We start from the raw sequence: 15,182 nt of genomic DNA, 5'->3' as shown, positions 1-15,182 counted from the left end.
TATTTTAGAAGGAGTAATTAAGTAGAAATAACTTTACGGATATAGCTGTCTTGTGCCATTTCACATATTTCGACAGACAGGCTAACCTGTTTCACAGAAAAGCGGCATAACGTTTCAAGGACAGACTGTGAAAGTTCAGACTTCTGTTGTGCCGTTCGCCCAGGCAACAATCGTATTGTTACGTGTACAAAAGCATCTTGAACCCCACCCGTTATGAAGTGCTTACAGGCAAAAGCACGCAGCTTGATATCATTCGCTTCAAATAAGCCGGATGCTATACAGGCTTGCTGAACCGATTCCATCCAATCTAGTGGCGGAACTTCTTGTTCTAGGTTTTGGCTATATTCAATAATACAATGCGGCATAGTGACTTCCTTTTATTGTTTTATACGAAAGTATCAGTACCCAAGCTGGGTATTTACCGTATTAGGTAAAATACGTAAATGACGGTAATTACGAATATTTTGGGCTACTATTTCACTCGCACTTTGCACTGTCGTAGGCGCAGATATATGAGGCAATACGGTCACTTTAGGATGCGTCCAAAAAGTATGTGAGACAGGCAAGGGCTCATAGGCAAACACATCCAATACGGCATGTTGAATATGTCCGCGATTAAGATCATAAAGCAATGCTTCATCATCAATGATACGTCCACGTGCGAAATTAATAAGTTTAGCACCTGGTTTTAATTTGCTTAGATTCTCAAAACTTAATAAATTTTCTGTGGCTGGAGTAAGGGGCAATAAGCAAACTAAAATATCACTCCGCCCTAGCACTGTATCGAGTCCCTCAGCTGTTGAATACGTTTCAACTTGGTCAATCGACTTTTGACTTCGACTCCAAGCAATGACGTTAAATCCAAACCTAGCTAATAACAATGCAGCTTCTTTACCTAACTCACCTAGACCAAGCACACCAACAGTCCGTTCACTGGCTGAAACATAGGGCAATGGCTGCCAAAGCGCCTTTGCTTGTTGCTCTGCGTACTCAGGCATATCTCGATGTAAATATAAGGTCCATGCTAATACAGCTTCGGCCATGGTCTGGCTCAATTTAGGATCCACTAAACGCACAATACTAAAGCTATGAGTTGCAGGGCTTTGTAGCATTTTTTCAACCCCAGCCCAGACACTATGTACCCAAATAAGGTTCGGTAGTGTTCGTAGATCTTCAGGATCAGGATTGGCAACAATCGCTATCTCTACCGATTGACGCGCTTGATCGTTAAGCATTCGTAAAGGAAGAATTGTCTCATCTGGCATGAGCTTAGAAAGAGCTTGTAACCAAATATTTTCATCAGCTTCGTTCATAGTACTAACGAAAGGGATGGTGGGTGTTGTCATCATACTTCAGCCTCTTTCATTTCGAACCATTATTTAGTATCCATCAGCCATGATACTAAATATGATTTTTACAGAACATCTCAAAGTCGTGTGCACACATAGGTCGACCAAAGTAGTAACCTTGATAAGTATAACAGCCCATTAATTTCAGTTGTTTAAAGTGCTCCTCTGTCTCCACACCTTCCGCTAAGACTTTCAGGGATAAAGCATTGGCCATAGCAATTACCGCTAAGACGATGGCGTAATCATCTTTGTCTGTGATTAAGTCATTAACAAAAGACTGATCTATCTTTAGGCGATCTATTGGGAGATCTTTTAGATACTTGAGAGATGAATAACCTGTACCAAAATCGTCAATAGAAAGACTAATTCCAAGTGATCGGATGCTTTCCATCTTACCTAAAGCACCTTCTAAGTCCGTCATCAAGGTATTTTCGGTAATCTCAATATCCATCAACTTTGCAGGTAAACCACTTTGCTTAAGGGCAAAAGTAATATCATTAATCAGGCTTATATGAGCAAATTGCAGAGGGCTCACATTAATAGATATGCGCCAATCATCTTGCCAGATGCCTTGTTGAAGCCATATCGAGACTTGTGATGCAGCCTGTTTTAATACAATACGTCCAATATCATGAATTAAACCAATGTCTTCAGCAACACCGATAAACTCCATTGGCGAAACACGCCCCATGTCTTTATCGTCCCAGCGTAATAATGCCTCAGCGCCAATGATCTCGCCTTTCTCATTATTCTGGGGTTGGTAATACACCTCAAACTCTTCATTCTTCACAGCACGATATAGAGATTTTTCCATTTTCAAACGTGCATCAGACAGCGATTGCATGTTCTCTTGAAAAAAAGCAAAGGTATTTCGACCAAGTTCTTTCGCTTTGTAAAGTGCAGTATCCGCCTGACGTACGATAATCGCTGTAGACTCTTCACTTCCATCAAAAAACGATACACCCATGCTTGCTGTTATATGCAAGTCATGTCCACTTACATGTTTTGGCTCTGAGCAGGAAGACAAAACTCTTTGCATAAAGCGGTTAATAAGTATATTGCTTTCATTCTTGGATCCTCGAACCTGATTCCATAAAAAGACAAACTCATCTCCTCCTATACGAGCAAAGGTTGTATTAGGAGGAAGCAATGGCAAGAAAGACTCAACTACTTCTATTAAAAGCTGATCACCCACGTTGTGACCTAGTGCGTCATTAATGGTTTTAAAGCGATCCAAGTCTAAAATGATCAAAGCACCAAAGTGGCCCTCTGTCATGTTCTCCATAGATTCTTGTAAATGATCAATCATCAATGTCCGGTTCGGCAAACGCGTTAAAGAGTCGTAATAAGACAGACGATTGATTCGTTGCTGAGCCTCTTTTCGTTCAGATAGATCGCGCATCAATAAAACTATCTCAGTTTCACCTTGTACTTTATATTTGCTGATACGAATTTCAACAGGAATAAGCCTTTGATTATTTGATAAGGTAGTCTCCGCTGTCATGGCCTCATCTAGGGGTAAATTGTATAACGAGTCTTCTAAAGCCCCCCAAAATTTTTCCTTTTGCAAACTAGCTAAAGTGGAGCCAGTCAGTTGACTTGAACTAAGGCCAATCAACTTCTCAGCGGCTTCGTTTACAACACAAATCATTAGTTTTTCATCTAGTACAATGATGCCATCTGCTGCGTGACTGATCATTGCTTTGGAATGCTGATGGCTTCGCTCTAAAGCGTCCAAAGCACTGGTTAGACGGCGCCACAACTCACTGAATGTAGACTTTAAACGGCCTAACTCATCTTGCCGATGCAAGACATCAAATGAAGGAGGCACGACAATATTTTGATTTTCATTTACACGACTTATCGACCAGGTTAACTGCTTTAAAGGACGTGTGACTATAAAATAGAAAAGTAAAGAAAGAATAGATGCTAGTAAGATATCTTTTATTAGGTTTTGAATAAAAAGCTGGCTATTAAAGCCAATAACCTGCTCTATTAGATAACTCCTATCAAGCTCAATTTGAATTATTCCTAACTGTATTTCGATACCACTATAATTAAGTTGACGCGTTACTATTATTTCGTCCGGTAGAAAAAAGTCAGCTATCTCGACTGTCCAAGAAGGTGCAATATAAGTTGCACTGGCTTCAGAAAATAGTTTTCCTGTTTCATCAAAAACAACAGCTCTAGCGATAGCGGGATTATAGAGTAGGCTCTCAACTTGTTGTTGGGCGAACACTTTATCTAAACGAAATAGGGCTTGTGTTAAAGGACGCTCCACAATGGATAAAAGTTCGTTAAACTCTTTTTGAACGCGGTAGGGCTCTTGCTGAATAGTTTGGTACGATTTGAAGAAACTCAGGACTAAGCTTAACACCACTGCCAATAAAAAAGTTGCTATAGACTGTTTTATGTACAGTGATCTATTTAATGTTGATAGCATTACTACCCTACTACTCAGCCGCTGTCGATATATAAAGTACCTGAATGGCACACCTAACTCTAACGATAGAGAAAGACTATACAGCGTTAGTAGTCATATGAAAACAGCTCTTAATGTGACACAAAACAGTTTTATCATGAAATAACATAAGCAAATTACTCTTTTCAGATAAGGTCATTAAGTAATTTAAAATCAGGGGGATACACATTCAAAAAAACTAATTAAGGGTTCCTTAATCGTGGCTATCCACTATCCGACTTTAGAAATCAAATTACTGGCAGACAAATTTGATTGCTTCAGATGATATTGGGATAAAGTCAAAGCGATTACAAATACAGCAGTCAAAATCAACCAAGAACCCAGCACAATGCCACCCCACCCCCAAGCTTGCCAAAATGGGTCTAAGTAGAACCCACCTACACTTGCCCCTAAATAGTAAAATACTAGGTACAAAGACGATGCGCTGGCTTTTGCCTGATGAGCATTTTTGCTGACAAAGCTGCTGGCAGTGGAATGACATAAAAAGAAGCCAAAACAATTAATCAACAAACCAATAATGATGCTAGTTAACGACCCGTATAAAGTGATCGCAGAGCCTAGCATCAGTATAAGTGTGCCAAGTGCCATGATTTTTGGCTGCGAATAATACACCGCTAATTTTCCTGAGAATGCAGATCCTATCGTCCCAGTCAAATAGGTTAAAAAAAGCAGGCTGACATACGAGGCAGATAAAGAGTAAGGCTCTGCTTCTAAAACAAAAGTAATATAGCTGTACTGATTAATAAATATGAAAAAATTAAAGCCGCCAATCAAATAGCACATGAACAAAATAGGATTGCTTATATGCAGTTTTACATTCATGAATAATGTAGCAGGCCGAAAACGCTTAGCATGAAAGTTCTCGGAATTTGGCAGTAATACCCAGAACAGAAAAAAACATACCATACTGACAACAGACATTACGAAAAACGCCGCAGAAGGCCCCTGCCATTCACCCACAAACCCGCCAATTAAACGCCCCCCAATACCGCCGATCGTATTGCCACTAATATACAAACCAACGGCTACAGCCATCGCTTGCGGACGATATTCATCACCAAGATACGCAACGGCAATAGCAGGCAAACCAGCGAGAAAAAATCCCTGTAAAGCTCTGATTAATAGCAGCTCACTGTATTGATTAACAAAACCAAGAGAAAGTGTCGTCAGTGTCACTCCAAGTAACGCCATGATCATAATATTTTTACGGCCTAACGCGTCAGATAAGGACCCGTAAAACAGCAAAGAGAACCCTAAGGTCAAAGTGGTAATGGTAAAGCTGCTTGCGGCTTGGAGCTCGGAAATCGAAAACTCATGCGCAATCATTGGCAACAAGGGCTGAGTGACATAGACGTTCGCAAAAACCATAAACGAACCAATCACCAGTGCTAATGTACCGCGCCAAAATGCCCAACTACCTGTATCAATCACCTTATCCACTCCGATAATAGAAGAATAAAATGACTATACGTATTATATTTTCATCAATAAAATATATTTAAATTATAGATTGGATAACATAAATTGATAGAAATAAAACCTATACGCTATTTTTTAGCCGTAGCGGAAGAGCTCAGTTTTACACGTGCAGCGGAACGACTGCACATTGCTCAACCCGCCATCAGTATGGCGATCAAAAAGCTTGAGAAAGAAGTCGGCGTCGACCTTTTTCATAGACAAGATAGAAAAGTCAGTCTTACCGATGAAGGTCGCGTACTGCTAAATCATGCTAAAAAACTCATTCAGCAAGCAGACGAAACAGTACTCGCTATGCAAGAGCTTAGTGGTCTTGAAAAAGGGGAAGTACGCGTCGGCATCCCTAGCATGCTTGGCTCGTACTACTTCCCTCCAATATTAATGGCATTTCGACATCAGCACCCGAACCTAACTCTGCAAGTCATTGAGGGTGGCACATGGAAACTTCAACAAATGCTGGAAGTCGGAGAAATTGATTTAAGCGTTATCGTCGCAGAGAAGCCCAGTGAGCAACTTGAAACACGTGCCTTACTTAAAGAACAAATGATGGTCACGGTTAATCGAGAACACCCTTTCGCACAATATGAAAGCGTCACGTCTGAGCAATTTTTTAAAGAAGAATTGGTGATGTTTAAAGAAGGTTATTTTCATCGCAGAGTCATTGATCGACTGGCACAAGAGCAAGGGGTCACACCGAACTTTGGCTTTGAAACCAACCTTATTCCATTGATCAAATCCATTGTCAAACAAGGTTTTGGTATTACCACCCTACTTGGGATGGTAATTGAAGAAAATGACCTGCTTGTTACCCGCCCTTTTTCGGAAGCCGTATGGCTGGACATTAACATTGCTTGGCGCAAAGGTGGTTATTTGTCAAAAGCCAATGCAGCCTTTCTGTCCTTCTTAATTCAAGAAACAGAACACAAAAAGCCAGCGTAAAACGCTGGCTTTAATACTTCTATTTTATGTTATTTAGTTTGGTATAAGCGCTCTTCTACTAAGCGTGACCCCTGCAAAGAACGACACGTCTTTGCACCGGCCAAGATTGCGAGATCCAAAATAGGCTCTAATAACACAACGCTTAAGTACGCCATACCAAATGTCGCGACTGAACTAAGGTTTTCAGCGCCAAACCCCTGACCATAGAATGCCCAAAAGGCAACCCAAGCAACGATCCCGCCTTGATACGTTAAAGACAGGCGTAATGCTTGGCTGTAACGGATATCGACGTACGCTGTTTTCTCAGAAATAGTTCGACGAGCAATGGCTGTCATCGCAAATAAAGGCAATAACAACGTGGTTACGTTCATGGCGTATTGAGGCAGATCAAACGGTGCGAAAAACACTCCTTGTAACAATAACCCCACACTTAGCCCGATCGCTGCTGCAGCCGAGCCAAAGATCAAAAACAGTGTCGATCCCAATATAAAGTGTACTTCCGATACACCTACTGGCTGTTTTGGAAACACTTCAAAAAAGATAAATACCAGCAAAGCTGACATCAATGCCCGACTTAAAAGGCTGACTAAGCCATCTTTTTTGATCGTGTTTAATGAAGATTTTGCGGCAATAGCAAAAGCCAATCCCGCAGTTGCGTAACTCAATCCTAGCTTAGCGCCAGTGACAACGCCTGGTTCGATATGCACAATGTGCCTCCTAATGGTTTTCATACCACCCGTATGAGAAAAGAACAGAAGTCAAATGGCCGGTCTCCGGACTCGGTAACGTTTACAGCCACCTTCCCAAAAATCAGTGGTGACTGCCGTGCAATCCTTGCTGTTACCTACCGTTGCGGGGGCAGTATAGGATCATCAGTAATAGCTGATTCCCTATTTCCCGTTTCACTTTTTACAAAGCACCCTTCAACAGGCGCACTTTAACAACTTTAGAGGCAATAAAGAACTGAGTATATTTACTGATCCGAATGGTTTGACTCATGTGTGCGAGAAAATAATAGCTCTGATAATCGGCTACGCTCATCCATTTTTTTCTCTAGTGAGTTAAATAAACTCGTACGATGAAAAATCGCTCCCGCGATAAAACCTATAAAACTACCTAAAACAATATCTATCATACGCTGCTCAAGTAGGACCGACGCATCCATTCCAGTCGAAGTAATCTCAGCCATAATAACGGTCAATGGCGTAATAAAAGTCACTGCTAGGGCATAATTTTTTACAATAAATACTTCTATTATAGTTTGTAGAACGCATATCAAAAGAGCTAGCACAATGGGTGATGGATGAAACGAGAATATGAAGCTTGCGAGCAGCATGCCAATAGACGTGCCCACTATACGATGAATATTTCTGTGCCAAACCATTCGGAACGTCGCACCCTGTAATATTGCAGCACACGAAATTGGCACCCAGTAAGGGTTATCAAGACTTAAGATTAAAGTAAAAGCATATGAGCCACTAATGCACACACTTAAAAATAATGCTTCTAACAATATAGCATTTACTCTTGGATCAACTTCTACAGGAGTATATGTTGTTTTATGAGCGCCGGTAAAAAGGCTATAAATGAAAGCCATAAGCACAGCCCATAATCCCCCTAATGCAATTAAGCCTACTCGCATTGGGATTGCGGAAAAGTCAAATGGCATCGCCATCGCGACACAAGATGCTAATATAAAAAAGAAGCTTCCTGGTGGAGGAAGGCAGTAATATCTTGTGATCACAATAACGGCCAAGGCAATCATAAATAAGCCAACCGGAGCCAACCCAGGTACCACAGCCGCAAGGGTTGCCAGTGTTAAGCACGCCATGAAACCAAAGGTACAGAGGATCATCGTCAACATTCGAGACGTTGTACGATTTGGGCTCATGTATAAAAACACCATCGCACCTAAGCTTGCGATCATGGCATCATTAAATGTTCCAGTTAACGCACCAATAACAGCGGGCGCACCAATTGTTACACCAGTCGTCACAGGTAGATGCCATGGACGACTAACTTTGTTTAATACCACTAGGCTCTTTAACGTTGTTCTAATAGTCACTTTTTTAAAAGCCCTCTTAATCATAACAATTATTTATGGATAACCTTTAATAACAAAATAACTCTATTAAAAACGGTGCTTTATAGTCTATAAAACTTGTATCACTTGTCTGTTATTTGCATATAAAAGGAACCTCCAATGAATCTATCATTGCAGACTAAAATCACCCTGCAAAGCATTCTCGCAGTCATGATTGTAACCGTTGCGGTCGCTTGGTTAGCTTTTAGCAAATTCGACTCTGCGAATCAAAATAGCATTCAATCAGAGTCTGCCTCACAAGCATCAGCTATTAATATATACCTAACCAACTGGTATAACGACCGTGAGAGCACGATGCAAACCATCAAGATGCACTTAGAAGCTTCACTTACTCAAAGTGAAAGTGAAGCTGAAATATTACCAATCTTGCAACAAGCTCAGTCTAGTCTTGGTTTTGGTATGACATTTTTGGGATTAGAAAATGGAAATATGTACCGTCATGACCCGAGTTTAAACAGTGCGGGCTACGACCCTCGAGTTCGCTCGTGGTATAAAGATGCCAAGTCATCGAATAAGGCTTTCATAACAGCACCTTATACTTCGTCATCTACCGGTAAATTGTCAATGACCTTTGTTCAACCTATTATCGTCAATGGCAAATTCGCAGGTGCCATTGGTGGATTAGTGTTTTTAGAAGATCTACTTGACCGTATACTTGAGTTGGATGTTCTTGGAAATGGTGAGCTGATTTTAATAGGTAAATCTGGCGAAATACTGGCTCATCAAAATAAAGATTTAATCCAAAAAAATATTACCGAATCTAGCTATCAAATTACATCTGAAGACCTCCAACAGGCCGATACATCCTTTGCTTTTAAAGAGATTAATTTAAATGGCATAACAAAATTCGCATATTTAAAAGAGTTAGGGGAAACCAGTTGGACACTCGCATTGATCATGGATAAAGATACACTGATGACCCCAATCCATGAGTTTGCAAAAAGCGCATTACTCTTCAGTATCATTTTGCTAATCATCATCTCATTTATCATTTTCAAAGTGTCACAGTTGCTTTTAAAAGGTTTGCGTGATGTTACTTCGCGTTTACAAGATATTGCAGAAGGTGACGCCGATCTAACAGCACGAATTACGGTAAACAGCCGCGATGAAGTGGCAGACTTGGTAAATGGATTCAACCAATTTGTTGGGCGGCTTCAAGGTACCATTAATAATGTGAAAGCGATTGAGAGCAACCTTTCGCAACAAGCTCAATCTATAAATTCTACTTCTAGCCATAGCCATGATCGATTAATTGCCCAACAAAGTAGTATCACAATGGTCGCAACTGCGGTTTATGAAATGGCTCAAGCGACTCAAGAAATTGCCACTAACGCACTTGAAACAGCTCGTAATGCTGATAATGCTGTTTTGTCCAGTGAAGCTGGACAAGCACAAATTGATGCCAGTCAGAACAGCATTCAGCAGCTAGCCGATGAGGTTAGCTCTGTATCAAGTGTTATTCAGCAAGTTAGTCAAGATGCTGAGAATATAAACTCTATTCTTAACACAATATCAGGAATTGCAGAGCAAACAAACTTGCTTGCCTTAAATGCGGCTATTGAAGCTGCCCGTGCTGGTGAACAAGGACGAGGGTTTGCAGTTGTAGCAGATGAAGTTCGTGTTCTGAGTCAGCGCACTTACAGCTCCATAGAAGAAATCCAAAAAATGATTGAAAACCTGCAAGTTAGCAGTGGCAACGCCGTCACACAAATTCAGCGTAGCTTTGATAAGTCTGAGCGAAGCGTAGAAGACATTCGCACTGCACGAGAGAGTTTTGATGAAATCAAGGAGCTTATTACGAGTATTAGTGATCGTGCAACGCAGATTGCTAGTGCCACAGAGCAGCAAACCAGTGTGTCAAAAGACATTAGTGAGAATACGACAGAAGTAGATAACGGTGCTCAAGAAATGGTGCTGTTTGCTCAGGAAAACTCTGAGACTGCTAACCAGCTTGCAAAACTAACCAGAGATCTAAAAGAAAACGTACATTACTTTAAAAGCTAAAATCACTATAAAAACGCCCAGCATACAGCTGGGCGTTTTTATTTGGATTGATCTACACCGCAAAAGGTGCAACACCAATTAATAATCCGTGTAAATAAAATGCAACAGCAACGTACGCTAACACTCCCACCACCACGGCAATAAAGTCATACTTGAAATCTGGCGCCAAAAACGTCTCACCTTGCTGCTTAATACGACGTTTTGAAATCACGAAGTTCGCTACCGCCCAAGCTAAAAAGCTACCAAAAAGTACGGCATCCGCCGTCGTTCCATTGCTGATTAAATGAGCAAATGCCCAGAGTTTTATACCGACCACCATTGGTACACCAACACGAGCTTTAATCTTCGAATACGGCATAGCGGCAGCGGCGATATAAATAAACGCGAACAGGATGATTAGCGCAGCAACATGACGTGTCCAAACAGGAGGAAACCATAACCATTCAGCACTGTAACGAGCATACCCATATCCCATGATCGTTGTCAGCAGCCCAATAATAGCCACAGCAGCATGCAGTATTTTCCAGTTATTTTTGCCTAACTGCTGCATCATAAATTCTCGCCAATCAGGCGCAAATAGACGTATCGAATGAATTCCGATAAACAATACCAATCCAACCAGCAATAATGCCATTGAGCACTCCTATAAAGTTATCTCTTAGTGTTAAGCATGACGTATGAAAATAAGGGCCAAAAACGCCTTTTTACGGTGCAAATGCATCTTATTTGTATACGATATTTCCTTTCTTAATCAGTCAATTATACAGTCTTTACAATGTATAAATGCAGCCCCCATACATTCCGTTTTCTTTGCGCTTTCTCGACAGCAAAATCACACTGTTGCGCTTATTAATCATTATCATAATGATTAGATAACTAGGCTAGCCAAGTAACTGTTTAGGCTGGACCTACCCACTTTTTTGAGACTTGAATTGTTCACTTTTATGAAAAAACTCACCACGCTCACATTACCACTGATTGCATCCGTATGCTTTAGCTCAGGGCTCATGGCAGAGAACAATACATCTTCGCTATCAGCACCCAACTCCTTGGAAGATGCTAACCCCCAAGAAATGGATCAAGGCTACAGTTTCAGTCGAAAGACAGTCATTGACTTGGCACAGCAGCTCGCACAACAGCCGATGCAAGACCCAGCTCGTGCGCCTGATGCTCTTAACAACCTTGATTACGATACCTATCGTCAAATTAATTTTCAGCAAAACCAAGCGGTGTGGGGTAAATCTCCTACCCAATTTTCTATCCAGCTGTTTGCTCCTGGCTTTCTATATAAAGACTTAGTGGAAATCGATGCCGTTGAAAGTGGTAAAGCGTACCCGATACAAGCAACTGAGGATTCATTCGTAACGCCTACTGATGAAATCGATCAACTTATTTCAGACGTCGGTAAATTTGCAGGTCTACGTTTGCATTACCCGATTAACCGTCCTGATTACAAAGACGAATTTATTGTTTTTCAAGGGGCAAGCTATTTCCGCGCTGTGTCAAAAGGGCAGAATTATGGTATCTCTGCGAGAGGACTGGCACTGGATGTGGCTCAGCCAACAGGTGAAGAATTTCCGGTGTTTCGACATTTCTGGATAGAGCGCCCTTCCTCTTCGCAACAAGCCATTGTTGTACATGCACTGTTAGACAGTAAAAGTGTAACGGGCGCATACCGCTTCGGTATTTTCCCAGGAGCGCCAACACGAATCGATGTGGAAGCCACACTGTTTCCAAGAAAAGATCTTCAACATGTGGGACTCGCGCCTTTAACATCAATGTATATGTTTAACGGTGCGATGGATCATCCTGAAACAGAGGATTATCGACGTGCAGTGCATGATTCTGAAGGTTTACAAATTCAAACGGGGCGCGGTGAAACATTGTGGCGCCCTCTTATGAACCCTGAGAACCTTCAAATAAGCGCATTCATGGATCAAACACCTCAAGGGTTTGGTTTGATTCAGCGTAATCGAGACTTTGAGGATTATTTAGATCTAGAGGCGCATTATCAAACACGCCCATCTATTTGGGTAAAACCTCTGAATGACTGGGGCAAAGGTCATATTGAGCTTGTTGAGATCCCATCAAATTCAGAAGCAAACGATAATATCGTCGCCTATTGGCAGCCTGAAAAAGCCTTGAAAAAAGGTGAGCCTTTCAACTATTCATACCGCTTAACTCTGACGAATGACACGCCTGTGCTGTCTGGTAAACCACATGTGGTGCGCAGTGCTCAAGGTCAAAAACTCGCCGCTGAACACCCTCAAGTTGTCATCGATTTTAACAACATTGAAGTCCAAGACATTAACTCTGTAGAAGTTGAAGCAAGTATTAGCCAAGGCAATATTATCGAAGCGCATGTCGCACCTAACCCCTATGAAGAAGGTCTCAGAGCGTTCGTAACATTTGACCCAGATAGTGCTAACTCAGCTGAATTACGCGTGCAATTAAAGGATGGTGACACGCCGCTTGCAGCGACGTGGCTATACCGTTGGTTAAGATAATGATGGATCATAGAATGAAAGAATCAGGGCTCTATGCATTACCTAGTGAAGCAAATTTAGACATGCCTCGTCATGAGGTTGATGAAACAAAAAAAACAGCTAAAAAGCAAAATCAGCGTTTTTTGATAACGACACTGATATCGCGCCTATTTATCATCGTAGTCACTCTTGGGCTATCAGCCTACGGAGCTAAAGAGATGTATGAGGTATTGAGCACGAATCAAATCACTTGGTTACAGTGGTTATTCCTAACGCTTTTCTGTATCAACTTCACTTGGATTTCATTTGCGTTTAGCCAAGCGACATTAGGCCTTATTTTCAAGCTTTCGCCGTTCAGCCAGAAGCGAAGAGAGGAAGATACCGAGGGGGTAACGGCTATCCTATTACCCGTTTATAACGAGGACCCTGTTCGTATTCGCGCAAGCATCGAAGCCATGCACGATGACCTCGTTGAAAAAGCACCAGGCAAGTTCGCATTCTTTATCTTAAGTGACACAAATCAAGCCGAGAACAGTATAAAAGAGAAACTAACCTTTTATCCTATCTTGAATCAAGACGAAAATAGTTGCCCTATTTACTACCGTCGACGCCTTAATAATGCAGAACGTAAAGCCGGCAACGTCTCAGAGTGGGTCACTCGCTTTGGCAGCGATTATGAATGCATGATCGTGCTGGATGCCGACAGCTTAATGAGCGCCGAATGCCTTACTTCCATGTCACGCCGTATGGCAGCTGAACCTTCTTTAGGTTTGATCCAGACACTACCAACTATTATACGTGCTGATACGCTATATAGCCGTATTCAGCAGTTTGCCAATCAATGTTTTGGCCCTATCTACGCAGCGGGCTTAACCACATGGCATGGCAATGCGTCTAACTTTTGGGGTCATAACGCTATCATTCGTACCAAAGCCTTTGCAGAGGCGTGCGGATTGCCCATCTTGCCAGGTAAAGCACCATTTGGTGGTCATGTAATGAGCCATGATTTTATCGAGGCGGCATTGCTGCGTCGCGCGGGCTGGGGGGTTCGATTTGATACCGACCTACAGGCATCCTATGAAGAAGCACCGCCATCACTTATCGATGTTATGGTACGAGACCGCCGCTGGTGTCAAGGGAACTTGCAGCATAAAGCATTTGTTAATGCGAAAGGGCTTCATTTTGCCTCTCGCATGCATCTAATGACGGGGATTTTCTCTTACTTCAGCGCGGTTTTTTGGTTTGCGCTGATCTCAGTCGGTTTTGCTCTAGCAGTACAAGCCCATTTTGTTCGTCCTGAATACTTCAGTAACTTATCGCTTTTTCCAAATTGGCCGGTGTTTGACTTTGAAAGAGCTCGGTCACTGTTTGTGCTTTCCATGGCGTTAGTATTAGCACCTAAACTTTTTGGCTGGCTTAATGCCATGCTTCATTGGCGCCAATGCCGAAAGTTTGGCGGCCCTATTATGTTGACGTTGGACACATTACTAGAGGTTCTTGTTTCTGCCTTGTACGCCCCTATCCTAATGTTCTCTCAATTCCTAGTCGTAATGGATGTCCTTAAAGGAAGAGACAGTGGCTGGAAGCCTCAATCGCGTGATGACGGTGCCAATAAATGGTCTGAAACGACCCGCGCTCATATTTATCACACCATTTTTGGTCTACTTCTAGCCGCAAGTGCCTATTTTTTAAGCACACAATTATTTTATTGGTCTTTACCTATTACATTCGGCCTTATTTACTCTATCCCCTTGTCTTGGTTAAGTGGTAGCGCTAAACGCGGTAACTTGCTATCAAAACTTGGTCTATTAAAAGGCCCAGAAGAGCGACGACCAACGACCATTGTTCAGCGACTTGGACAAAAAATACATCAACTAGATCAGAATAACCCATTAGAGTCTGATCAAGACGTGCCACTTAAAAACTACATCGACAATGTCGGCTTTTACACATGGCACTTAGCTCAGTTACCGAAGCAGGAAAGCCAACAATTCGACCGTCATAAAGTCTGCGCCGCTTGGCAAATAGAGAACAGTGACAGCGTTGAAGAACTTATGAACCATTTAAATGAACAAGAGCATCTGGCCATAATTAAATACCGATCCTTATTCGTGAAGTTGCAGAAGTTTTTACCAAAAAACAAGGCCTACGCCTAACACCCAAAACCGCTACTCTGTAGCGGTTTTTTATACTTAAATGCGTAGATATAACCACTACAAAGTGTATTTCTAGTTAGATATAAAAAAGAGTGAATCACGCATAACTTCAGCATGCGGTGCTTGCCTCCCCTCATTCAGCCAATTTTCATGACATAGATTAATAAATATCTCTTATTGCACACA

Annotated in this window: 11 protein-coding genes and 1 riboswitch; of the genes, 4 read left to right on the top strand and 7 right to left on the bottom strand. The window is 41.8% G+C overall.

Translation table 11 applies throughout. The features are described 5' to 3' along the window. Nucleotides 1–17 precede the first annotated feature (17 nt). The 4 genes from AYW75_RS05465 to AYW75_RS05450 all read right to left on the bottom strand — a co-directional run bounded on the left by AYW75_RS05465 (nt 18) and on the right by AYW75_RS05450 (nt 5,262). Nucleotides 18–365 carry a 5-carboxymethyl-2-hydroxymuconate Delta-isomerase gene (locus AYW75_RS05465; RefSeq protein ID WP_067096582.1) on the bottom strand — a complete coding sequence of 116 codons (348 nt, stop codon included), beginning with the start codon at nt 363–365 and terminating at the stop codon, nt 18–20. Between the two features lie 33 nt (nt 366–398). Beyond that, nucleotides 399–1,349: a 2-hydroxyacid dehydrogenase gene (locus AYW75_RS05460; RefSeq protein ID WP_231886150.1), complete on the bottom strand. Its 951-nt coding sequence runs from the start codon at nt 1,347–1,349 to the stop codon at nt 399–401. Between the two features lie 52 nt (nt 1,350–1,401). Further along, nucleotides 1,402–3,792, bottom strand: a complete 2,391-nt coding sequence (locus tag AYW75_RS05455; RefSeq protein ID WP_067096580.1) for a putative bifunctional diguanylate cyclase/phosphodiesterase — start codon at nt 3,790–3,792, stop codon at nt 1,402–1,404. A 249-nt stretch (nt 3,793–4,041) separates the two neighbouring features. Beyond that, the gene (locus AYW75_RS05450) at nt 4,042–5,262 is read right to left on the bottom strand and encodes an MFS transporter (protein WP_067096577.1); all 1,221 of its coding nucleotides are present in this window, start codon (nt 5,260–5,262) and stop codon (nt 4,042–4,044) included. Between the two features lie 96 nt (nt 5,263–5,358). Between AYW75_RS05450 and AYW75_RS05445 the strand changes: the two genes are divergently transcribed. After that, complete coding sequence (locus tag AYW75_RS05445; protein WP_067097621.1) at nt 5,359–6,246, top strand: LysR family transcriptional regulator; 888 nt, start codon at nt 5,359–5,361, stop codon at nt 6,244–6,246. A gap of 29 nt (nt 6,247–6,275) precedes the next feature. Here the strand turns inward: AYW75_RS05445 and AYW75_RS05440 are convergent, their stop codons facing one another. Next, complete coding sequence (locus AYW75_RS05440) at nt 6,276–6,953, bottom strand: energy-coupling factor ABC transporter permease (protein ID WP_067096575.1); 678 nt, start codon at nt 6,951–6,953, stop codon at nt 6,276–6,278. A 40-nt stretch (nt 6,954–6,993) separates the two neighbouring features. Beyond that, nucleotides 6,994–7,185, bottom strand: a riboswitch (cobalamin riboswitch). Nucleotides 7,186–7,219: 34 nt separating this feature from the next. Next, a complete protein-coding gene (locus AYW75_RS05435; protein ID WP_231886149.1) occupies nt 7,220–8,311 on the bottom strand; it encodes an FUSC family protein in 1,092 nt (363 codons plus the stop codon). A gap of 138 nt (nt 8,312–8,449) precedes the next feature. On the opposite strand from AYW75_RS05435, the gene AYW75_RS05430 reads away from it, so the two are divergent. Then, complete coding sequence (locus AYW75_RS05430; protein WP_067096571.1) at nt 8,450–10,354, top strand: methyl-accepting chemotaxis protein; 1,905 nt, start codon at nt 8,450–8,452, stop codon at nt 10,352–10,354. Nucleotides 10,355–10,406: 52 nt separating this feature from the next. Here the strand turns inward: AYW75_RS05430 and AYW75_RS05425 are convergent, their stop codons facing one another. After that, complete coding sequence (locus AYW75_RS05425; protein ID WP_067096569.1) at nt 10,407–10,988, bottom strand: NnrU family protein; 582 nt, start codon at nt 10,986–10,988, stop codon at nt 10,407–10,409. Nucleotides 10,989–11,298: 310 nt separating this feature from the next. Here AYW75_RS05425 and AYW75_RS05420 point away from each other — a divergent pair, with 310 nt between their 5' ends. Further along, nucleotides 11,299–12,861, top strand: a complete 1,563-nt coding sequence (locus tag AYW75_RS05420) for a glucan biosynthesis protein G (protein WP_067096567.1) — start codon at nt 11,299–11,301, stop codon at nt 12,859–12,861. Beyond that, the gene (mdoH, locus tag AYW75_RS05415; RefSeq protein WP_067096564.1) at nt 12,861–14,996 is read left to right on the top strand and encodes a glucans biosynthesis glucosyltransferase MdoH; all 2,136 of its coding nucleotides are present in this window, start codon (nt 12,861–12,863) and stop codon (nt 14,994–14,996) included. Before AYW75_RS05420 ends, mdoH begins: the two co-directional genes overlap by 1 nt. The last annotated feature ends 186 nt before the right edge of the window (nt 14,997–15,182 follow it).

The organism is Marinomonas atlantica, from assembly GCF_001639725.1.
Lineage (GTDB): Bacteria > Pseudomonadota > Gammaproteobacteria > Pseudomonadales > Marinomonadaceae > Marinomonas > Marinomonas atlantica.
Note: the sequence above shows the minus strand (reverse complement) of the source record. Positions and strands in the feature narration are given on the sequence as shown.